Here is a 21,231-nt window from a genome sequence, read left to right as displayed (position 1 = left end):
CGAGTGCTGGCCCATGGTGTGATCCGGTATAACCACCTGATCGCAGTGCGCCTCATGGCGCTGCCAGTCCTCCCTTATGATCAAGGGGGAAAACTCCGCGATCCGGCGGTCCACGCTTGGGGAGCCGACCGCCGATGATTCCTCTCAAGCGAGGCTCTCGTTTTATCTTCGTTCTGTCGGCAGGACTGCTAGTCCCCAGTCCTCATTGAAGCCTTGTCATCGATGCTGACGGCGGACATCCAAAAAGTTGCAAAACTGCGCTCCCGATCAGCCAATGGAACCGCCTTCGACGACGCTGACGGGCATCAGAAGATGCTGAGCTTCTGCCCCTTCCGCGTCGATCAGGCCGATGAGTATCTTACTGATTTCATGACCGATTTCATAGGCAGGGGAGGCAACGCTGCACAGGGTTGGCTTGGAGAACTTCTGGAACAGGAAGGCGTTGTACCCGGTCACCATGAGGTTGCCGGGAACGGAGAGCCCGCATCGCTCTGCAGCCTGCATTGCCGCAAGGCCAAGCTGATCGTTGCCGCCCATCACCGCATCGGTGTTCGGGTGGCTCCGCAACCACGATTCGATCTCGTCGATGGATGCTTCGAAATCGTCTTCACTACAGGACAGATAGTCGATGCCCGCCCGGTTTCCCGCAGCCGCAGCCGCAGCGGCCGCCCGTCGCTCCATGGCCGGCCAAACCTGCCGAGAAGCTACGAACAAAATACGCTTGGCTCCCTTGTCGAGCAGTCGTTCGACAAGCATTCTTGCCCCTGCGCCATCGTCCTGGCGGACCGAAGAGACTTCAGGCAGGTCCGGAGGAGGTTCGTCCTGGATGACGACCATGGGGGGCGGCAACTGCGCAAGCTTTCTATAGACCTGCACCCTCTGTTCGCGTTCACCCGAGACCATGACGGCAAACCCGTCACAGCCGAAGCTGCGCTCCATCAGCGTGTCCAGTGCCTCCGGGCTGCGCAACCCGTTCACCATGAGACTGTAGCCTATGGTGGCGAGATAATTGCTCATCCCGGCGGCAACCTGGGTAATGTAGGGATCATCGAGAAAGCGTCGGTCTGGGTGCAGTACGGTCAGGCCGAGCGCAAATTCCTTTTGCAGCCTCAGGCTGCGGCCACTGCGTTGGGGCCGGTAGTTGAGTTCGCGAATTGCCTCGCGCACGCGCGCGGTCACTTCGTCGCCAACACGGGCCATGCGCCCGTTGATGACATTAGACACCGTCATCATGGAGACATTGGCAAGTTTTGCCACGTCCTTGAGGCTCGGCTTTTGTGACCGCCCGACGGCGGACTTCTTGGCCATATCGCGTTCAACCCAACTACCGCCCCGCCACAGGGGCCTTCAGCTTGCTTCCATTGATATACGCCGAATTGCGGCTGGAAGACCCTGGAGACTGTGGATAATCGGAGACTTATGCGCCCGGAAATGCGCTTATCCGCCCTTCCGGGTGCGTCCTTCAGCAGTTTGGCGCCTTCAGGCGGTGTGAAGAGACTTCACCAGTTCGATGGCGGATTGCCGGAAAACGGCTTCGGCATCCTTCGAGACATAGCAGGCAAGCTCCACCTCATAGCCGCCCTCGGCATAGCAGTCGGCTGGTGGCAGATAGCCTTCGGTGCCGTTTGTGTAGCCTCCAACAAAGGTCATTGCGAAGGGCGAAGCCTCGCGGATGGCAAGCCCCGTTGCCGAAAAGATCTCCATCGGAGCCGACACCAGCACCGCATCGCCGATGCGCAACGCGCGTATCGGGATCGGCACAGATGAAACATTCTGCACGCGCTGCGCCATGACGAGCATGATGTCGGCGCGCCGCGCCCGGAAATGGACATCGGCAAGCGTTTCGTGGTCCGCACCATTGTTCTTCAGCGCATGGAGTTCCGCCTTGGTTGCAGCCGCGCGTTCTTCCAGAACATCGATGGGTTCGAACGGCTTTACGGGCAGTTCGGCAACGGCTTCCGCCACGCGGATCGACGCGGGATTGTCGGCAAGCACCGTCTTCTTCTGAACACCGAGCGGGGCTCCGGATTCCACCACGTGGCTATAGTCCATGCGGTAGTTCATCGGAGACATCGCGGTAAGCGCAGTTGCGGCATCCGCCGCGATCCGGTTGCCGATCCGCTCGGCAAGCCGCACGTCGCCGCTCAGGGCTTCGAACGGGATCTGGTCGCCCGCGCTGCCCTGCAGGAACAGGCAGATACCGCCGACGAGCTTTTCGACGCCCTCTTTCAGGGCTCCGGGAAATTCAGCGCTGATCGCCGTATTCTGGTGTGCAAGCACGATAGGATGCGTGCCGTAGCCCACGACGCTCGCGATCGTGTTGCCGTCGAGATCGTCGAAACGCAGGAGCGCTATCGTCGTGTCGCGCAGCCCGCCCTGATGCGGGCTGACCACCATTCGCCCCTCAGGGGTGGAGAAACGCCGGGTCAGCGTGACCTCGCTTACACCATAGCCGGAGGCAACGCGGGCCGGCTGCAGGCTTTCAACCGCCAGGCGGCACGCCGAAAGGATGGCCTGCAGGGACTTCTCGCGCCATGCCGGCATCAGGTCCATGCCGGGCATGTCCGGCGACAGACCGTTTGTCGTCTCCGCATTCCAGACCGGTGCGCTGTGCGTGTGCGTGGCCCCTATGGAAATATCAGCGGCCGAAACGCCCGTTTCCCTCTCGATCGTCGCGCGTATCTCGTTGCAGACACTTGTCGGCAATCCCGTCAGATCAAGGTCGCAGACCAGAAGTCTTGTCCCGTCGTTTTCAAGGCAAAGCGCCGTCGCATGCAGCGGCAGGTGAATGCTCTCGGCAAGATCGACGGTACGCGCGCCCCACAGGATATGAGGGATACCCACCGGCGGTGTCATGTCCGCACGGCCCACTCCGCATTTCAACAAGGTCGTCTCCTCCATCATACGTAGTCCCGTGCCACGGCGGCGCCGCGCCGCCCCTTGAGAAGCTCGAAATCGCAGCCTTCATCCGCCTGCAGAATCTGATCTGAAAACAGCCGCTCGAAACCACCGGCCGGCGAGGCCGCCGGCACCCAGCTTGCCCTGCGACGCGCAAGGTCCTCGTCCGATACCTCAAGCACGATCGAGTTCGCCGATGCGTCGAGGGAGATCATGTCCCCGTTTTCCACCAGCGCGAGGGGGCCGCCGATGGCTGCCTCCGGTGAAACATGCAGGATGACCGTGCCATAGGCCGTGCCGCTCATGCGGGCATCGGAAATGCGCACCATGTCGGTCACGCCCTTCTGGAGCAGCTTGCGCGGAAGCCCCATGTTGCCGACCTCCGGCATGCCCGGATAGCCGCGCGGCCCGCAATTCTTCAAAACCAGGACACTGGTTTCGTCGACCTCCAGATCGGGGTCGTCGATCCTTGCGTGATAGTCGTCGATATCCTCGAAGACGACCGCCGCGCCGCGATGCGTCATCAAGGATGGCGTTGCGGCGGACGGCTTGATGATCGCCCCGTTCGGCGCCAGGTTGCCGCGCAGCACCACGATCCCCCCGTTCTGGGTAAGCGGGGCGGACATGGGGCGGATGACCTCATCGTTGAGAACCCGGATCGCGCCATTGTTCTCGGCAATCGTCCGCCCGTTCACAGTGAGGCAATCTCCGTGAAGACGCCCGGCATCCAGAAGCCTGCGCAGCACCGCCTGCATGCCCCCTGCATTGAAGAAGTCCTCCATGAGGAAGCGCCCCGAAGGCATCAGGTCAACGATGGTCGGAATATTGAGGCCGATACGGTTCCAGTCGTCGAGCGAGAACGGCACCTCGACCCGGCCTGCCAGCGCCTGCAGGTGAATGACCGCATTGGTCGAGCCGCCAATCGCGGCATTGGCGCAGATCGCGTTTTCGAAGGCCCCGCGCGTCAGGACACGCGACATGCGCAGATCCTGATGCACCATCTCGACAATGCGCTTGCCACTCATGAATGCCAGCACGCGCCGGCGCGCATCCACGGACGGAATGGCGGCATTTCCGGGAAGCGTGATTCCCATTGCTTCCGAAAGGCAGGCCATGGTCGAGGCGGTGCCCATCGTGTTGCAGGTTCCGGGCGAGCGGCTCATGGCCGCTTCCGCCGCCGAAAACTGTTCCGGCGAGATCGTTCCGGCCCGCATTTCCTCGCTGAGCCGCCAGACATCGGTGCCTGAACCCAGAACCTGCCCGTTGAAGTTCCCGCTCAGCATCGGCCCGGCCGACACGAGGAGAGCTGGCAGATCGCAGCTTGCCGCCCCCATGAGAAGGGCGGGCGTGGTCTTGTCGCAGCCCGCCAGCAGCACCACCCCGTCGATGGGGTTGGCGCGAATGCTCTCTTCCACTTCGATGGCGGCAAGATTGCGGAACATCATCGCGGTCGGGCGCATGTTCGATTCACCCAGCGACATCACCGGAAACTCGACGGGAAAGCCGCCCGCCTCGAAGATGCCGCGCCGCACATGTTCGGCCAGGTCGCGAAGCTGGCCGTTGCAGGGCGTCAGTTCCGACCATGAATTGCAGATGCCGATGACGGGCCGGCCGTCGAACAGGTGTGGAGGGAACCCCTGGTTCTTCATCCAGCTTCGGTGAATGAAGGCTCCCTTTTCATGCCCTCCGAACCATTCGGCGGACCGCAATGGGTCTTTTTTCTGGGTCATTTTGTGTCTCGCAAGGCTGGCGCGATGGTCCTGGTGATCTTCCGTTCGTGAAATCGGGGATATTCTGTCAGGCTGCGGCGGCCTTCAGCTCCTCGGCAAAATGGCAGGCCACCTGGTGGCGCTCGCCCAGTTCCCTGAGTGCCGGAGGCTCGCTTCGGCAGAGATCGCGCGCGAACGGGCAACGTTGGCTGAAGCGGCACCCCGGAGGCGGGTTGAGAGCGCTGGACACCTCCCCGCCAAGGCGCGCGCGGTTGCCCCGAAGGCGCGGATGAGCCACCGGGATCGCCGCCAGCAGCGCCTGCGTGTAGGGATGGCGCGGGGAGGCGTAGAGGGCATCCTTCCCGGCGATCTCCACCACCTCGCCCAGGTACATCACCGCAACGCGATCGGAGATGTGCCGCACGACCGAAAGGTCATGCGCGATGAAGAGGTAGGAGAGGTTGAACTCCTCCTGCAGGTCCTGCAGCAGGTTGATGACCTGAGCCTGGACCGAAACATCCAGCGCCGAGACCGCCTCGTCGCAGACGATGAAGCGCGGATCGGCCGCAAGGGCGCGCGCAATGCCGATGCGCTGGCGCTGGCCGCCCGAGAATTCGTGCGGATATCGCGTGATATGTGCCGCGTTGAGCCCCACCCGGTCGAGCAGCATGCCTGCGCGCTCGCGCATGGCCCGGCGCGTCATGGCACCCTGCACATAGAGCGGCTCGGTCACGATATCCTCGACCGTCATGCGTGGATTGAGGGAACTGAACGGATCCTGGAAGACGATCTGGATCGACTTGCGGATGGCCTTGAGTTCACCCGCATCGAGCTTCAACAGGTCGCGTCCCTGGAAAAGGACCTCTCCCTTGTCCGGCTCCATGAGGCGCAGAAGCAGCCGCCCGGTCGTGGATTTGCCGCAACCGGATTCTCCGACCAGACCAAGCGTTTCTCCCTCGCTGATATCGAAGCTCACCCGATTGACCGCCTGCACCGTACCGATGATCGTGCTCCGGAAGGGGCTGCGGATGGTGAAGTGCTTGGAAAGGTTCCGAACGGATAGAAGCGGTGCTTGGCTCATGCCTCGGCTCCCTCTGGTTGCGCCGCCGAGGCAAGGAGTTCATCCGCCCGGATACAGGCCGAGGCATGATTTTGTCCCACAGCGATCATTGGGGGTCTGCCGGTCTTGCAGGCCGGTTGCGCAAGGTCGCAGCGCGGCGCGAAGCGACAGCCGGGCGGCAGCGCGCCAAGGTTCGGCAGCGCGCCGGGGATGGTGGTGAGCCTGCGGGGGTTGCCGGTCAGCTCCGGCGTGCACTGCATGAGGCCCTTCGTGTAGGGGTGCGCTGGGCGGTCGAATATCTCCGTCACCGGTCCCTGTTCCGCGATCCGCCCGGAATACATGACCACCACCTTGTCAGCGCATTCAGCGATCACTCCCATGGCGTGGGTGATCAGCACGATAGCCATCTTGGTTTCGGCCTGGATTTCCAGAAGCAGGTCGAGAAGCTGAGCCTGGATGGTAACGTCCAGCGCCGTGGTGGGCTCGTCGGCGAGAAGCAGCTTGGGAGAGCATGACAGGGCGATGGCGATCATGACGCGCTGCCGCATGCCGCCCGAAAGCTGATGCGGATAATCGTTCATGCGTTGCGCAGGTGAGGGGATGCCGACCTTGGTCAGAAGCTCCAGTCCTCGGTCGAAGGCCGCGCGGTAGCTGATGCGCTCGTGAATACGGATCGGCTCGATCAGCTGGTCGCCGATCTTCAGAACCGGATTCAACGAACTCATTGGCTCTTGAAAGATCATGCCGATGGAGCGGCCACGCAGCCGGCGCATCTCCCGGTCGGAAGCGCGTGCAAGGTTGTGGCCGTTGAACATGATGCGTTCGGCTGTGACCTGCGACGTGCTCTTCGGCAGGAGCCCCATGATGGCAAGCGCTGTTACGCTCTTGCCTGAGCCGCTTTCACCGATAAGGCCGACGATCTCGCCCTCGTTCACGTCGAAGCTGACGTCGTCGACAGCTACCACCGTGCCTTCGTCGCCTGTGAAGGTCGTGCGCAGCCCTTCGACGCGCAGAATTGGCTCTTTTGGCATGGTCAGTGTTCCATCTTCACACGAGGGTCGAGAACGTCCCGCAGACCGTCGCCCAGAAGGTTCAGGCCCAATACCGTGATCGCGATGGCCATGCCGGGAATGACCGTCATCCACGGAGCCTCGCGGATATAGCTGCGGCCTTCGGAGATCATTATGCCCCAGCTGGGATCGGTGGGTGCTGCCCCGAGCCCCAAAAAGCTGAGCACTGCTTCCGAGAGGATCGCATAGGCGAAGACGAAACTGAGCTGCACCACCAGAGGCGCCATGCAGTTGGGCAGGATATGGCGCCGCAAGATATGGTAGTCGCCCGCACCCGCCGCCCGCGCCGCATTGACGAATTCGAGCTGGCTTACCTGCAGGACGGATGCTCGCAGGATACGCGCGGTGCGCGGAATGTAGACGACCGCCAGCGAGATCACTGCCGTCATGGCCGAGGCTCCCATCGCCGCGGCAATGCCGATTGCAAGCAGCACCGAGGGAAACGCCATAAGAGCATCCGACAGGCGCATGAGAATGCCGTCGAGACGCCGAAAATAGCCCGCAAGTGCCCCTAGAAGCACACCGAACACCGCATTCAGGAGAACGACGCCCAGACCGATCGCAAGGCTCAGCCGCGCGCCCCAGGCTACGCGGCTGAAAAGGTCGCGGCCCAGATTGTCGGTGCCCAGCAGGAATTCGAACGATGGCGGCTGGAAGCGGGAGCGGATGGCCATCTTGTTCGGATCGGCTGGTGAAATGATCGGTGCGAGGATGGCGATGGCCGTCACGAACAGGCATAGCCACAGGCCGATCATGAAGGAGCGGTGCCGGATGAGGCGACGCACGCGCCGCCCCGCGAAGAACCGTCTCAGGAAAGACGGAGCGCCTTGGCTGTCGTTCATTTCGAGACTGCTCATTGGACGCGCACCCTGGGATCGAGCCAGGCATAGAGCACATCGACCGCGATGTTCAGGATCAGAAGGACCGCTGCCACGAAGATGAGGCCTCCCTGGATCATGGGATAATCGCGGCCGAGGATCGCATTGCCCAGAAGCGCGCCGATCCCCGGCACGGCGAAGATGGTTTCCACGATGACTGACCCCGACAGAAGCACCGAAAGGATCATGCCGAGCACAGTGACGACGGGGATCAGCACATTGCTCATGGCGTGCTTGATGATCACCCGTGGCTCACTCGCGCCCTTTGCGCGGGCTGTGCGGATATAGTCTTGGCCGAGCACCTCCAGCATGGTGGAGCGGGTCAGGCGGGCAAGCAGGCCGATCTGCATCATGGCGAGCGAAAGAGCCGGCATGGTTGCCGCCAGGAACCAGCCCAGCGGGTCTTCGAAGAAGGGCACGTAGCCCCCCGTCGGCAGCCAGCCGAGATGCACCGAAAACAGGACGATCATCACGAGACCCAGCCAGAAATTGGGGACGGAAACCCCGATCAGCGCGAAGGCCATCGCCACCTGATCGATCCAGCAATTGTGTCTCATCGCCGCGATGACGCCGATGGAAAGCCCGAGGATGATTGTCAGGACGAGCGAATAGAGCGCCAGCGATATGCTGATGGGCGAACGCTCCAGCACCACCTTCAGGACCGGCTCTCCCAGAATGATGGAGTAGCCGAGATCGCCCTGAAAGAGGTTTCCGTAGAAGATCATGATCTGCGTCAGAAGGGACTTGTCGAGCCCCAGGGTCTGCCGCAGTTTGATGAGCTCGTCGGGCGTGGCGTTGGGGCCCGCCAGAACGGCGGCGGGATCCCCAGGCACCAGCTGCATGATCCCGAACGAGATCAGGCTGACGAGAAGCAGAATCGGCACGGCCTGGGCTATGCGCCTCAGCGTGTAATCAAGCATGTGACCTCCGAACGTTTTCGTGCCGGTTCACGCATGGCGGAACATGGGGCAGAAGGGCTGGCTATTCGGCCAGCCAGACGTTCGAGACACGCGTGTTGAAGAACGGCACATAGCCCTTCACATTGGCGCGCGTTGCCTGGTTCTTCGGCGTGACGCCGAAGGGAATTGCCATTACCTGCTCGAACACCCGCTCCTGCGCCTTGGCGAAAGCGGCCTGGCGCTCTTCCAGATCCGGACTCGTGCTCAGAACCCGGAATTCCTTCATGAACTCGGCGTCGGACTTGTTGTCCTTCGGCTTGTGCACGTTGGACGGGTCGGCAAGGTTGCGCAGCGACTGCGCGCCGCCCTGGGCGGTGACCGTGATCCAGCCGGTGTAGAAGAAGTTCCAGCCCTTCGTCTCGTTCACGCTCATGCCAAGCGCGGTGGGCCAGTCCAGGACCACCAGTTCGGCATTGATGCCCACGGCTTTCAACTGCTCCGACATGACGAGGGCCGCCGTGTAAAGGCGGGGAATATCCCTTGTCGTCAGGAGCTTGACCGTCTCGCCGTTGTAACCGGCTTCCTTGAGCAGGGCCTTGGCCTTCTCCGGGTCGTTCTGATTGTAATACTGGCTGCCGGCTTCCGAATAATAGGTCTGGCCGGGAAACTGGAACGACGGGTTGAGGCTGTAGGAGCCGTCGCTCATCGCATCCATGATTTCATCGAGGTTCATGGCCGCCTGGATCGCTTGGCGCACCTTCAGATTGTCCGTCGGCGGCTCCGAAAGATTGGGATAGGTGAGCCACAGAGCGGCATGCTTGAGCTGCGCCTGAACAATGTCCTTGTTGCCGGTGAGACGCTCCTTGGAGAGCGTCGGCACATCCTCGACGATATCCACCTCGCCCGTTTCGAGCGCTGCAAGACGAGCGCCGGGTTCTGCCAGCGTGCGGAACGTGACGGTGTCGACGCAAGCCTGCTTGCGTCCGGCAAAGCCTGACAGGCCTTCAAGCGTTTCGTTGGGCTTGTAGTCCTCGTAGCGCTTCAGTTTCACATGGCTGTCGGCCACGAATTCCTCAAGCTGGAACGGTCCGGTGCCGATGGGCTCGAGCCGGGTTGCCTCCGCGCTTGCCTGTTCCGAGGGAACGATGACGATCGGCACGGTCGATGCCGAAATGCTCTCCAGGAAACTCGCCTGCGGCTCCTTGAGAACGACGGCGAAAGTACCTTTGTCCGGCGTTTCCCAGTGATCGACTCCGCCGAGAGCGGACCGATCCACGCCGATGCGGCTGTACCGGTCGAAGGAAGCAGCCACGTCCGCCGAGGTCAGCGGCTTGCCATTGTGGAACTTCACACCTGGGCGGAGCTTGAAGGTGTAGGTCAGTTTGTCGTCGCTGACGTCGAGGGCTTCCGCGAGGTCGAGGACGGGCGCCATGTTCTCGTCGCGCGTCATCAGCGTCTCGAAGATGTTCATGGCGACATTGCGCGTCGCGTTCGCCGCATTCACATGCTGGTCAAGTGTGCCGAGCTTTGCCTCCATGCCCAACACCAGATCACCGCCCACATGACCGCAGAGTTCAGCATAAGCCGGGCCTGCGGCGACCACCATTGCGCCGGCGACCAGCAGGCCGTGCAACCGGTTTTTCGAGTTTCTGTGCGTCATTTCGCTCTACCCCTCTATTTTTTCTTGGCGTCATTATCCGAGGGCGCGGGTCGTGCCACGCTCTCGGATTTCGCTTTCTGGCAAGTGCGAGTCAGGAGGACTTACAGGATGCCATATTTCGCGAACACGGTTGCGAGGCGCTCTCCCGCCTCGAGATCGGCCAGCGTGTTGCGCTCGCCGCGCAGGCGTTCCTGCGCGACTTCGAGAACCCTGGCCTCTATCTCCTGCGGAACGACGACGACACCATCTGCATCGCCGAAGACGAGATCGCCGCTGTTGATCTTCACGCCGGAGCACTCGATGCCGACGTCAAGCGCCACGACCTTGCCGCGCCCCTTGCAATCCAGTGGCGCGATGCCTCCGTGAAAAACGGGAAAGCCCGAGGCAAGGATTTCGCGCGTGTCGCGCACCAGGCCGTCCATGACCGCCCCTGCCGACCCGCGAACCTTTGCAGCCGTGCTCAAGAGACCACCCCATGGCGCCATGCGTCCTGAGGTGCCGCATGCGAAAACCGGGATCTCATCGACCTTCAGGTCGTCCACCAGCTTGATCTCGAGCTCGTAGGGATTTTCGCCCGGAGCAGGACGCTCATAGACGTCCATGCAAAGCGCCGTACGCGCCCTTCCGACCATCACCAGAGAACTGTCGAGCGGCCGGATCGTGTGATGCATGGCCTGGTTCATGTACCCGAGATCGTCGAGGACGTCGGAGAGAAGGGCGGTGAAGAAGCGCTCCCTGAGTTCGGTCAGGGTCGGCTGCGGTTCGGTTTCCAGGGGGGCCATCTGTGCGGTCGCCTTCGTGGTGTTTGCATACTTGAATTGCAACAGGTTTATCGTTAAATCTTATGCGAAGGTCGCGCCGAGTCAATAGCCAATTTCGACGGCCGCCCCTCAAGCTGATGAAGGATGGAAAATGGGTTCACTCACAGGAATGACCGCCCTCGTCACCGCAGCGGGACAGGGAATAGGCTTTGCAAGCGCCCGAGCCCTGGCCGAGGCGGGCGCAATGGTGCACGCCACGGATATCAATGGAGAACGTCTCTCCGCGTTGGCCCGGCAAGCGGGCTCCATCGAGCCGCACCTGCTCGATGTCCGCGACATGAATGCCATCACCGCGCTGGTCGCAGGGATCGGCAAGATCGACATTCTCTTCAATTGCGCCGGCATCGTTCACAGCGGAACCGTGCTCGACGTCCGCGATGAAGACATCGATCTTGCCATGGACCTCAACGTCAAGGCGATGATCCGCACAATCAAGGCCGTGCTTCCTGGAATGCTGGGTCGGGGCAGCGGCAGCATCATCAACATGGCGTCGGTTGTATCGAGCGTGAAGGGCGCCCCCAATCGGTGTGTCTACGGCCTCACCAAGGCCGCGGTGGTCGGGCTCACCAAATCCGTCGCCGCCGACTATGTGGGCAGCGGAATTCGCTGCAATGCGATTTGCCCCGGCACCGTGGACAGCCCCTCGCTGCGCGAGCGGCTTGAAGCGACCGGCGATTATGAAGCGGCCCGCAAAGCCTTTGAGGGCCGTCAGCAGATGGGGCGACTGGGGACTGCTGAGGAAATCGCCGATCTCGTCGTGCATCTGGCCGGCGCCACCTACACCACCGGTCAGGCCTACGCCATCGACGGCGGCTGGACGGTCTGAAGCCATAGCGAAAGATGATGAAACTTGTGCGCTTTTGCGCAACCGGTGCAGAAAAGCCCGACCTTGTCGACGACAGCGGCGAACTGCGCGATTTCTCGTCCTATGTTGCGGACATTGCCGGGGAAACGCTTTCGTCCGCAGGGCTCGCGGCTCTGGCGGCACTCGATCCGTCGTCCCCGCCTTGTGTCGCGGCACCAACAAACTCATCTGCATCGGGCTGAATTACGGCGATCACGCGCGTGCTGAATAGCCCCGAGTTTGGTGGACACCGTCGGCGTACGTTTCCTGCTGCCGTTCGAACTCGACGGGTGGCAGTATCCCGTTCCTTACGCGCTTGCGCTTCGGGTTCTATAACATCTCGACGTAGTCGAACACGTCCTTCCTTGCCTCCTCGCGCGCTTGAGGAGATTGAAGAAGCTCTCCGCCACGGCATTGTCAGGGCAGTTGCCGCGCCGGCTCATCGAGTGCTCAAGAATGTGGTGCTTCAGGAACGCCGCCCAGTTCATGCTGGTGAACTGCGAGCCCTGATCGGACTGGACCAGAACCTTGCTCTTCGGCTCTCTACGCCACACCGCCATGAGCGACACCTGCAGCACGACATCAGTGGTCTGCCTGCTCTGCAGCGACCAGCCGATGATGCGGCGCGAGAACGGGTCGATCACCGCGGCCAGCCTGGCGAGGCGCACGATGCGGTGGGGCAACCGGTCTCTCCCTGATCGAGGAGGTCGTCATGCCGCTTGCGGTAGCCGTGGACCCTGTCGCTTTCCTTCCACGCCTTGCTGAGGAGTGCGGTCTGACAGGGATCTTCCCGAGCCCGTTTGCTCGGCGGGTTTTTCAGCCATGCATAGAAACCACTGGGCCGGATACGCAGGCAGCCGCACGTCGCACGCGCCGTGAACTGCTGACGATGCTCGGCGACAAACGCGTATTTCACTTTGCGTCCTTGGCGAAATACGCGTTCGCTTCCTGATGGCTTCGATAACTTCTTCTTCCACGCGTGGAGCGAGTGTTGGCTCACGCCCGGCCGCTGCGACACCTCCGCAGCCGGATAGCCCCGCTCGGTGATCTGCGCGACAGCATCGCGTTTGAACTCCTCACTGAAATTGCCGGATCCCATCATGGCCTCCTTGCCTCAAAATCAGGGAAGAAGGCATCCACAAATCCAAGGTTTGTTCATCTTATGTTCGTTCCAGTGGCACGAAAAACCGTTCCCTTCTTTGCGCTCCGACAACTTCTCCGATCGTGAAACAGGCTAGGGCTTTTGCGATCCGCAACAGGGAACAGGTCGGTCACGATGTCTGAAATCCTTACGAAATCGCGGGCGCGGAACATCTTCTATGGAGGGTCACTCTTCTTCATAGCGGTCTTCGTCGCCCTCACGGTCCAAAGCCACCGCTATGTCGTCTCCACCTCCACGGCCGGAATGCCGCTCTCAGACGAGGTGCGCCTCGGCAAGCATGTTTGGGAGCGAAACAGCTGCATCAATTGCCACACTCTTCATGGCGAGGGCGCCTATTTCGCTCCCGAGGTCGGCAACGTGATGACCCGCTGGGGCGTGCTGGAGGACAAGCAGGCCGCCTACGAGATGCTCGACGCCTGGATGAAGGCGCAGCCCTCCGGAATCGAGGGGCGCAGGCAGATGCCCCACTTCGAGATCACCGAGGAAGAGATGCGCGGACTGGCCGAGTTTCTTCGCTGGGCCGATCAGACGGATACGCAGAACTGGCCACCGAACGACGCGGGCTGAGGGAGAACACTCATGAGATATGCATCGCAGAAAGTTGCCCTTGCCTACTTCGTGGCGGCCATGGGCCTGTTTGCCATCCAGGTTCTGGGCGGCCTGCTCGCCGGCTGGATCTACGTATCGCCGAACACGCTTTCCGAAATCCTGCCCTTCAACATCATCCGCATGATCCACACCAACGCTCTGATCGTGTGGCTTCTTCTCGGCTTCTTCGGCGCTGCCTACTATCTGGTGCCTGAGGAAAGCGAGCGGGAGATCTATTCGGTCAAGCTCGCGTGGCTGCAGCTTGCCATTCTCGTCATTGGCACGCTGGGCGCCGTCGCGAGCTATCTGGTCGGCATTCACGGCGGACGTGAGTTCCTGGAACAGCCGCTCTGGGTGAAGTTTGGCATCCTTGTTGCCGCTGTGATCTTCCTCTTCAACATCTCCTTGACCGTTCTTGCGGGACGCAAGACGGCCATCACGAATGTGCTTTTGATGGGACTCTGGCTCCTGTCGTTGCTGTGGATCTTCGCTTTCATCAACCCGGACAACCTCAGCCTCGACAAGATGTACTGGTGGTTCGTCGTGCATCTGTGGGTGGAAGCCACATGGGAGCTGGTGATGGCCTCGATCCTCGCCTTCCTGCTGCTGAAGCTCACCGGCGTCGACCGCGAGGTCATCGAGAAGTGGCTCTATGTGATCGTTGCAACGGCACTGGTCTCCGGCATTCTCGGCACCGGTCACCATTTCTACTGGATCGGCCTGCCCGCCTACTGGCAATGGGTCGGGTCGGTGTTCTCGACTTTCGAGGTCGTTCCGTTCTTCGCCATGATGAGCTTTGCCTTCCTGATGGTCTGGAAGGGGCGTCGCAACCATCCGAACAAGGCCGCTCTGCTGTGGTCGCTCGGCTCATCGACGGTGGCCTTCTTCGGCGCCGGCGTTTGGGGCTTCCTGCATACGCTGCACGGCGTCAACTACTACACCCACGGTACCCAGGTGACGGCGGCGCACGGCCATCTCTCCTTCTACGGAGCCTATGTCGCGCTGAACCTGGCGGTCTTCACCTACGCCATGCCGATCCTGAGGGGCCGGGCGCCTTATAATCAGGTGCTGAACATGGCGAGCTTCTGGCTGATGACCGGTGGCATGGCCTTCATGACCTTTGTGCTGACCTTCGCCGGAACGATCCAGACCCACATGCAGCGGGTCGTGGGCGACTACTACATGGACGTCCAGGACCAGCTTGGCCTGTTCTACATGATGCGCTTCGGCGCGGGCATCGCGGTCGTACTCGGGGCATTGCTGTTCATCTACGCCATTCTGTTTCCGCGCCGCGAGGTTGTCACTCCGGGAACCAAGGTGGCCGCGCCTGAAGGAGGTCTGGCATGAGTGTCCAGAAAAGCACCGGGCCTTTGCGCGAAGTTCCCTTCTACCAGTCGACCGGGAACGAGTGCACGCTCTTCCAGGCCGCCTATGAAAACGGTCTGCCCCTTCTTCTGAAGGGGCCGACCGGCTGCGGCAAGACCCGCTTTGTCGAGCACATGGCCGCCTGCCTGAACCGGCCGCTCTACACGGTCGCCTGCCATGACGACCTCTCGGCGGCCGATTTGATCGGCCGCTACCTCCTGCGTGGCGGCGAGACGGAATGGGTGGACGGTCCGCTGACCCGCGCGGTGCGCGAAGGTGCGATCTGCTATCTCGACGAGGTGGTCGAAGCGCGCAAGGATGTCACCGTGGTGCTGCATCCGCTTACCGACAACCGCCGAACGCTTCCCATCGACCGCACCGGAGAAGAGCTCAAGGCGCCACGAGAATTCATGCTCGTGGCGAGCTACAACCCAGGTTACCAGAACATTCTAAAGCGCCTGAAGCCTTCGACCCGTCAGCGGTTCCTGTCGATCAGCTTCACGTTCCCTGATGTGGCGACGGAGACGGCTGTCATCGTTCGCGAAAGCGGATTGCCGGAGGAACGGGCTGCGTCACTCGTCCGGCTCGCCGGACATATCCGCGCGCTTTCGGGCATGGACCTTGAGGAAGGCGTCTCGACCCGGCTGCTGATTTACGCCGCGACCCTGATTGCCGGCGGCATGACGCTGGAGCGCGCACTCGATGCGGCGGTGATCGAGCCCATGAGCGACGAACCGGACGTGCAGCGCGCGCTGCGCGATCTCGTCGCGACGGTCTACGGCTAGGAGCGGTGCGGCCATGTTCAATCCCCTGGACCTGCTGGAGCCGGAAGAAGCTGTCGGCAATCTCTGGCACGACTGGGCGAGCCGCCTGGCCGCGCCTGAGCAGAATACCGGCAGTGCGGTGACGCTGGAGGCCGTGCGCCCCAGTATCGCCGTGCTCTTTCGCGCACTCGGCGGCGCAAGCGGCGTCGAGATCGCCGAGGCCCCGGCCATAGGCGCAGCTCATCGGCGTGGCGCAGCCGAAACGCTTGCCGACGCACGCCCCATGGAAACGCCCGCCACCTTCGATGGCGAGCATCTTCGCCTGCCGGGCGTCATGGACCATTTTGCGGATCCGCGGCTGAACAAGGCCGCCTATCTCTGGCTTGCCGCGCTTTGCGCGCACACGACACATGTCGAAACCCTGCCGGAAGATCCGCTGGCGGCGGATCTTGTTCGCCTTGCCCGCCTGCGCGAGGCAACTGCGATGACGCTCAAGACCTGTCCCGGGCTCGGTTTGAGCCACCGCGCCCTGCGCCGCCAGGTGCTGGCAACCCGCGTGGCACAACCGCGCGGAGAGGCAGAGCAGGCGGTCGAAGGCCTCATCCGCGCCAGCCTCGGGTCCACGAGCCCACTGTCACGGCTGGCGCGCGAGCTTGCCGGAAGCTCTTGCGAAGAGATTGTGGCACCGCGCGGCTACCGTTCGCCGCGCTCGGTCGCGATATGGCCACGGCTCATCGCCCGCAGGCCGGGCAGCGCTGCGGCAGAGGAAACTCCGGGCGCCTCTCCGCAGGGCCTGGCGACGACCACGCGCAAGGTTGGCAAGCGCGAGAACCGTGACGAGGCGAACCGTCGGGACAGCTTCATCATTCATCGCTTCGAGGCGATCATGAGCTGGGTCGAGAGCCTCAACCTGAACCGCTCGGTCGAGGACGATGATGACGAAAACGCTCAGAAGGCGGCCGAAGACCAGGAGCATATCACCCTGTCACGCCATGACCGGCGCGCGGCAACCCGTCTGCGGCTTCATCTCGACCTTGCCCCGCAAGATGCAGATCACGAGGCGCTTGCGGACAGGCATGTCTATCCGGAATGGAGCCACAGAAGCCGCACCTATCTGCCGGGCCACTGTCGGGTCCTGGAGAGCGAGGCGCCGGTCTCCGCACGTCGGGAGGCGAGTTCCGATCCCCGTCTTGTCGAGCGCGTGCGCCGCCAGTTCGAAAGTATGCATCCGCGCCGCATCATGCGCGCACGCCAGACAGACGGGACAGAACTCGACCTCGATGCAGTCGTTGCCAACCGCATCGCTCTTCGGGCGACGGGTGAAAGCAGCGACCGGCTCTACCGCGACCTGCGGGTGACCGAGCGCGATCTTGCCGTCGCGGTGCTCATGGACTGCTCGCGCTCCACGGAAGCGGTGATCGGCGAGCGGGCGATCATCGATACGGCCCGGGAAGCCCTCGGTGCGCTCACGTCTGGTATCGATGCGGCAGGTGACAGGGTCGCCGTGTGGGGCTTCTCCTCACTGCGCCGCGACCGCGTTTTCCTGAGCCGCTGCAAAGACTTCGCAACACCGATGTCAGAACAGGTTCAGGCCCGTATCGCCGGCCTGAAGCCCGGTCACTACACGCGGCTGGGTGCCGCCATCCGGCACGTCTCGGCAAAGCTTGGCGAGGAGCCCGCGACCCGCAAGCTGTTGCTTGTGTTGACCGACGGCAAACCCAACGATCTTGATCACTACGAGGGTATCCATGGCATCGAGGACAGCCGCATGGCGGTGCGAGAGGCCAGGAGCGCGAGCCAGGCGGTGCACGCAATCGTGGTGGATGCCGACGGGCAGGACTGGTTCGCCCGTATCTTCAACCGGTCGGGCTTCACACTCCTGCCTGATCCTGCGCGCCTGACGGGCGCTCTTCCCAAAATCTACCGTTCCCTGATCGAGGAGACCTGACATGCGCGCGCTTTCCCTTCTTCGCACTCCGATCGCGGCTCTTGCAGGCATGGTAGCGGGCCTTTCGCCAACCTTTGCGAAGACCTTTGACCGGCCAATCCCGAAGCCGCAGACCGGCGAAGCCGAGGTCTGGTTTCTCGTCGCCTCTCTTGCCCTCGTCCTGTCGCTTGCTGCGGTGCAATGGTTGGTCGCGCGCCGATGACCGCTCGGCCAGGCTGGCGGCTTGTTGCCGCACTTTTTCCCTTTGGCGCGGGTGCGGCGGCGGTCAATCTCTTCTTCGCCTCGCTCATCGCGAGTTGGGTCGGTTGGCCGGTTCTCAGTCCGTACCAGGCCGCCGTCGGCGGGCTGGTGCTTGGCGCACCGGCCACCTGGTTCTTTGCGCAACACATGACGAAGCTGATGCGCCGCGCCGATGGCCAGTCCCGGATCGAGATGGAAGGTGCCCCGCCCGACGACGGCTCAGTTCCCTTCAAGTGAAACAAGGTAACGGCGAACGCTTTCCGCGTCCTGATCACTCTCCGACGCGCTGGAACTGCGCATTTCGGCAGGCGCCATCCAGCCGGGCTCGACGTTTTCCATGTTCGGAAGCTGGTGGGCGATCCCCTTGTGGCAGTCGATGCAGGTCGCCTCGCCTGAGATCAGGAACCGCCGGTGAATGTCCGCTGCCCGGACGGTCTGTTTGCCGAAGTCCATGGCAGCGTCGGAATGACAGTTACGGCACTCAAGACTGTCGTTGGCCTTGAGGCGCGCCCATTCGTGCTTGGCGAGCTCGAGCCGGTGATCGAGGAATTTCCTGCGCGTATTGATCGTGCCGAAGATATGTCCCCATACCTCCTTCGAGGCCTGCATCTTTCGAGCGATCTTGTCTGTCCAGTCATGAGGCACATGGCAGTCGGGGCAGGAGGCTCGCACCCCAGAACGATTGGAAAAATGCACTGTACGGGTCAGCTCCTCATAAGGGTTCGCCTCCATCTCGTGGCAGCTGATGCAGAACGCCTCCGTGTTGGTGATCTCAAGGGCGGTGTTGAACGCGCCCCAGAAGATTACACCGCCTATGAACCCACCAAGCGTCAGAAACCCCAATCCGAAATGAACGCTGGGCCGCGCGAGAATTTGCCAGGCCCAATGACAGGCAGCCTTGATCCGCCTCCACATGGCTCACCGATCCCCGGCCGGTTTCGGCCCCAGTTCGCTCATGTCGACAAAGGTGTTCTTGACCAGCGGCGACACATCTCTTTGAGGGACATGGCACATGGTGCAGAAATAGCGACGCGGTGACACGTCCGCGAGCATCTGCCCCTCCCGGGTCATGAAATGGGTGATGCTGATCATCGGTGCTCCTGCGGCTTCCGCAAACTCGCGCCGGTGACAGGACAGGCAGCGGTTGGCATTCACGGTGAGCTGATAGCCCTCGATGGAGTGCGGGATGACGGGCGGCTGTTCCGGGTAAGCCCGGGTTTTGCGGACATCATCCGTAACCTGCTTGGGAACCGGCGGGGCCGCAGCGTTTTCCATCGGGTGCGTTTCGCCCGTCAGTCGCGGAGCGTCCTGGGACAGGGCAGGGATGGCAAACGCGACGACACATGTGAGGATCAGCGCGGCGACGGGCCACGTTTTTCCTGCCGTCTCTGGTTTCAGACGGCGGCTATCTGAACAGCGCATTTCTTGAAGTCCGTCTGTTTGGAGATGGGATCGGTCGCGTCGAGCGTGACCTTGTTGATGAGCACGCTGGCATCGAACCACGGCACGAACACCACGCCGCGGGGCATGCGGTTGCGGCCCCGGGTTTCGACCCGCGTGCGGATCTCCCCACGCCGCGAGCGTAGAACCACTTCCGCCCCTTGGTTCAAGCCGCGCTCGCGCGCGTCCTGCGGATGCATGAAAACCCGCGCGCCGGGGAACGCTTTGTAGAGTTCTGGAACACGCATCGTCATCGAGCCTGAGTGCCAATGCTCGAGCACACGGCCCGTCACCAGCCAGAGGTCGAACTCGTCATCCGGACTTTCCGCCGGAGGCTCGTAGGGAACGGCGAGAATGACCGCTCGCCCGTCGGGTCGGCCGTAGAACTCGACCTCTCGTCCCTTGCCGACATACGGATCGTAACCCTCGCGGAAGCGCCAACGCGTTTCCTGACCATCGACCACCGGCCAGCGAAGGCCGCGCTCCTGATGATAGCGGTCGTAGGGTGCGAGATCATGCCCGTGTCCCCGCCCGAACGAGGCATATTCCTCGAACAGCCCCTTCTGGACGTAAAAACCGAAATGCTGAGATTCCTGGTTCGCGTAGTCGGGATTTGTCTCGGACAGTGGGAACGCGTTGACGTTGCCGTTCTCAAACAGAACCTCGTAGAGGGTCTTGCCTTTGTAGGAGGGATTTGCGTCGAGAATCTCCTGTGGCCAAGCATCATCGGTCGTCAGGCGTTTCGAGAACTCCATGACCTGCCAGACATCGGATTGAGCCTCACCTGGCGCATTGACAAGCTGGTGCCAGACATGGGTGCGCCGCTCAGCATTGCCGTAAGCCCCTTCCTTCTCGACCCACATGGCTGCGGGAAGTATGAGATCGGCCGCCATCGCCGTTACAGTCGGATAGGCGTCCGAAACGATGATGAAATTGTCCGGATTGCGATAGCCCGGATAGGTCTCGCCGGAGCTATTGGGAGCCGCCTGGAGGTTGTTGTTGACCTGTATCCAGTACCAGTTGAGCTTGCCGTCATGGAGCATCCGGTCTTGGAGAACGGCATGATAGCCGGGTTTCTCGGGGATCAGACCTTCCGGCAGCTTCCACGTCTTCTCCGCACGCCTTCGGTGCTCCGGGTTCGTGACCACCATGTCCGCTGGCAGCCTGTGTGCGAAGGTGCCGACCTCTCGCGCGGTGCCGCAGGCCGACGGTTGCCCCGTCAGCGAGAACGGGCTGTTGCCCGGTTCGGAAATCTTCCCGGTCAACAGATGGAGATTGTAGGCCATCTGGTTCGCCCAGACGCCACGAACGTGCTGGTTGAACCCCATGGTCCAGAGCGACATCACCTTCTTGTCAGGGTCAGCATATAGTTCGGCGAGTTCGAGCAGGAAATCCGGCTCGACGCCGGAGATCTCTGACACCCGCTCCAGCGTGTATTCGGCGACATGCGACTTGAATGCCTCGAAGTCGATCGGCTCCATCTTTCCGGCTGAGGCGGCACCGGTTGCACGCTGTTGCAGCTCGTGCTCGGGACGAAGGCCATAACCGATATCGGTCTGCCCTTTCATGAAGGTCGTGTGCCTGTTTACGAACTCCTCGTTGACCCGCCCTGTCTGTATGATGTGGTTGGCGATGAAGTTCAGGATCGCCAAATCCGTTCCCGGCTTGAACACGATCGGGATGTCGGCCAGATCCATCGAGCGGTTTGTGAAGGTTGACAGGACCGCACAGCGCACATGCTCGTGGCCCAGCCTGCGGTCTGCCAGACGCGTCCACAGGATCGGGTGCATCTCGGCCATGTTCGAGCCCCACAGCACAAAGGCGTCGGCGTGCTCGAAATCATCGTAGCACCCCATGGGTTCGTCGATGCCGAAGGTGCGCATGA

At 62.1% G+C, this 21,231-nt stretch carries 20 protein-coding genes and 1 pseudogene; 8 read left to right on the top strand and 13 right to left on the bottom strand.

Annotated elements, in window-relative coordinates; translation table 11 throughout:
- Window positions 1-267: 267 nt before the first annotated feature.
- The 9 genes from ACN0X0_RS20255 to ACN0X0_RS20215 form a co-directional block, all read right to left on the bottom strand.
- Window positions 268-1,308 carry a LacI family DNA-binding transcriptional regulator gene (locus ACN0X0_RS20255; protein WP_417280682.1) on the bottom strand — a complete coding sequence of 347 codons (1,041 nt, stop codon included), beginning with the start codon at window positions 1,306-1,308 and terminating at the stop codon, window positions 268-270.
- Window positions 1,309-1,479: 171 nt separating this feature from the next.
- The gene (locus tag ACN0X0_RS20250; protein ID WP_417280681.1) at window positions 1,480-2,904 is read right to left on the bottom strand and encodes a neutral/alkaline non-lysosomal ceramidase N-terminal domain-containing protein; all 1,425 of its coding nucleotides are present in this window, start codon (window positions 2,902-2,904) and stop codon (window positions 1,480-1,482) included.
- Window positions 2,901-4,628: an IlvD/Edd family dehydratase gene (locus tag ACN0X0_RS20245; protein WP_417280680.1), complete on the bottom strand. Its 1,728-nt coding sequence runs from the start codon at window positions 4,626-4,628 to the stop codon at window positions 2,901-2,903. The genes ACN0X0_RS20250 and ACN0X0_RS20245 overlap by 4 nt, the downstream gene beginning before the upstream one ends.
- A 67-nt stretch (window positions 4,629-4,695) precedes the next feature.
- A complete protein-coding gene (locus ACN0X0_RS20240; RefSeq protein ID WP_417280679.1) occupies window positions 4,696-5,688 on the bottom strand; it encodes an ABC transporter ATP-binding protein in 993 nt (330 codons plus the stop codon).
- The gene (locus ACN0X0_RS20235; RefSeq protein WP_417280678.1) at window positions 5,685-6,698 is read right to left on the bottom strand and encodes an ABC transporter ATP-binding protein; all 1,014 of its coding nucleotides are present in this window, start codon (window positions 6,696-6,698) and stop codon (window positions 5,685-5,687) included. Before ACN0X0_RS20235 ends, ACN0X0_RS20240 begins: the two co-directional genes overlap by 4 nt.
- A 2-nt stretch (window positions 6,699-6,700) precedes the next feature.
- A complete protein-coding gene (locus ACN0X0_RS20230) occupies window positions 6,701-7,594 on the bottom strand; it encodes an ABC transporter permease (RefSeq protein WP_417280677.1) in 894 nt (297 codons plus the stop codon).
- Complete coding sequence (locus ACN0X0_RS20225; RefSeq protein ID WP_417280676.1) at window positions 7,591-8,535, bottom strand: ABC transporter permease; 945 nt, start codon at window positions 8,533-8,535, stop codon at window positions 7,591-7,593. The genes ACN0X0_RS20230 and ACN0X0_RS20225 overlap by 4 nt, the downstream gene beginning before the upstream one ends.
- A 61-nt stretch (window positions 8,536-8,596) precedes the next feature.
- On the bottom strand, window positions 8,597-10,174 hold the full coding sequence (locus tag ACN0X0_RS20220; RefSeq protein WP_417280675.1) for an ABC transporter substrate-binding protein: 1,578 nt from the start codon (window positions 10,172-10,174) through the stop codon (window positions 8,597-8,599).
- A 101-nt stretch (window positions 10,175-10,275) separates the two neighbouring features.
- A complete protein-coding gene (locus ACN0X0_RS20215; RefSeq protein WP_417280674.1) occupies window positions 10,276-10,956 on the bottom strand; it encodes an RraA family protein in 681 nt (226 codons plus the stop codon).
- Between the two features lie 130 nt (window positions 10,957-11,086).
- Between ACN0X0_RS20215 and ACN0X0_RS20210 the strand changes: the two genes are divergently transcribed.
- Together ACN0X0_RS20210 and ACN0X0_RS20205 are read left to right on the top strand one after the other, a co-directional pair.
- Window positions 11,087-11,821, top strand: a complete 735-nt coding sequence (locus ACN0X0_RS20210; protein WP_417280673.1) for an SDR family oxidoreductase — start codon at window positions 11,087-11,089, stop codon at window positions 11,819-11,821.
- Window positions 11,822-11,838: 17 nt separating this feature from the next.
- Window positions 11,839-12,042 carry a hypothetical protein gene (locus tag ACN0X0_RS20205; RefSeq protein WP_417280672.1) on the top strand — a complete coding sequence of 68 codons (204 nt, stop codon included), beginning with the start codon at window positions 11,839-11,841 and terminating at the stop codon, window positions 12,040-12,042.
- Window positions 12,043-12,052: 10 nt separating this feature from the next.
- Here the strand turns inward: ACN0X0_RS20205 and ACN0X0_RS20200 are convergent.
- Window positions 12,053-12,938, bottom strand: a pseudogene (locus tag ACN0X0_RS20200) (DDE-type integrase/transposase/recombinase).
- Between the two features lie 177 nt (window positions 12,939-13,115).
- Between ACN0X0_RS20200 and ACN0X0_RS20195 the strand changes: the two are divergent.
- Genes ACN0X0_RS20195 through ACN0X0_RS20170 form a run of 6 tightly spaced genes read left to right on the top strand, consistent with a single transcriptional unit; the run spans window position 13,116 to window position 18,143 of the window.
- A complete protein-coding gene (locus ACN0X0_RS20195) occupies window positions 13,116-13,568 on the top strand; it encodes a c-type cytochrome (RefSeq protein ID WP_417280671.1) in 453 nt (150 codons plus the stop codon).
- 12 nt (window positions 13,569-13,580) lie between these two features.
- Window positions 13,581-14,936 (top strand): cbb3-type cytochrome c oxidase subunit I, encoded by a 1,356-nt coding sequence (locus tag ACN0X0_RS20190; protein WP_417280670.1) that lies wholly within the window; start codon window positions 13,581-13,583, stop codon window positions 14,934-14,936.
- On the top strand, window positions 14,933-15,739 hold the full coding sequence (locus ACN0X0_RS20185; RefSeq protein WP_417280669.1) for a CbbQ/NirQ/NorQ/GpvN family protein: 807 nt from the start codon (window positions 14,933-14,935) through the stop codon (window positions 15,737-15,739). The genes ACN0X0_RS20190 and ACN0X0_RS20185 overlap by 4 nt, the downstream gene beginning before the upstream one ends.
- A 13-nt stretch (window positions 15,740-15,752) precedes the next feature.
- Window positions 15,753-17,666 (top strand): nitric oxide reductase activation protein NorD, encoded by a 1,914-nt coding sequence (locus ACN0X0_RS20180; RefSeq protein WP_417280668.1) that lies wholly within the window; start codon window positions 15,753-15,755, stop codon window positions 17,664-17,666.
- 1 nt (window position 17,667) lies between these two features.
- Window positions 17,668-17,868: a protein NnrT gene (locus tag ACN0X0_RS20175; RefSeq protein ID WP_417280667.1), complete on the top strand. Its 201-nt coding sequence runs from the start codon at window positions 17,668-17,670 to the stop codon at window positions 17,866-17,868.
- Complete coding sequence (locus ACN0X0_RS20170) at window positions 17,865-18,143, top strand: NnrT protein (RefSeq protein ID WP_417280666.1); 279 nt, start codon at window positions 17,865-17,867, stop codon at window positions 18,141-18,143. The genes ACN0X0_RS20175 and ACN0X0_RS20170 overlap by 4 nt, the downstream gene beginning before the upstream one ends.
- Here the strand turns inward: ACN0X0_RS20170 and ACN0X0_RS20165 are convergent.
- From ACN0X0_RS20165 to napA, 3 genes are all read right to left on the bottom strand, one after another.
- Window positions 18,126-18,821, bottom strand: coding sequence for a NapC/NirT family cytochrome c (locus ACN0X0_RS20165; protein ID WP_417280665.1), 696 nt, complete (start codon window positions 18,819-18,821; stop codon window positions 18,126-18,128). The genes ACN0X0_RS20170 and ACN0X0_RS20165 overlap by 18 nt on opposite strands.
- A 3-nt stretch (window positions 18,822-18,824) precedes the next feature.
- Entirely contained in the window at window positions 18,825-19,328 is a 504-nt protein-coding gene (locus ACN0X0_RS20160) for a nitrate reductase cytochrome c-type subunit (protein WP_417280664.1), read from the bottom strand.
- A partial coding sequence (gene napA / locus ACN0X0_RS20155) for a periplasmic nitrate reductase subunit alpha (RefSeq protein ID WP_417280663.1) occupies window positions 19,301-21,231 on the bottom strand: 1,931 nt, incomplete at its 5' end. The genes napA and ACN0X0_RS20160, both read right to left, overlap by 28 nt.

Source organism: Celeribacter sp. (genome assembly GCF_048270365.1).
Taxonomy (GTDB): domain Bacteria; phylum Pseudomonadota; class Alphaproteobacteria; order Rhodobacterales; family Rhodobacteraceae; genus Celeribacter.
The sequence above is the reverse complement of the archived record's forward strand: the minus strand, read 5'-3'. Positions and strand labels throughout refer to the sequence as shown.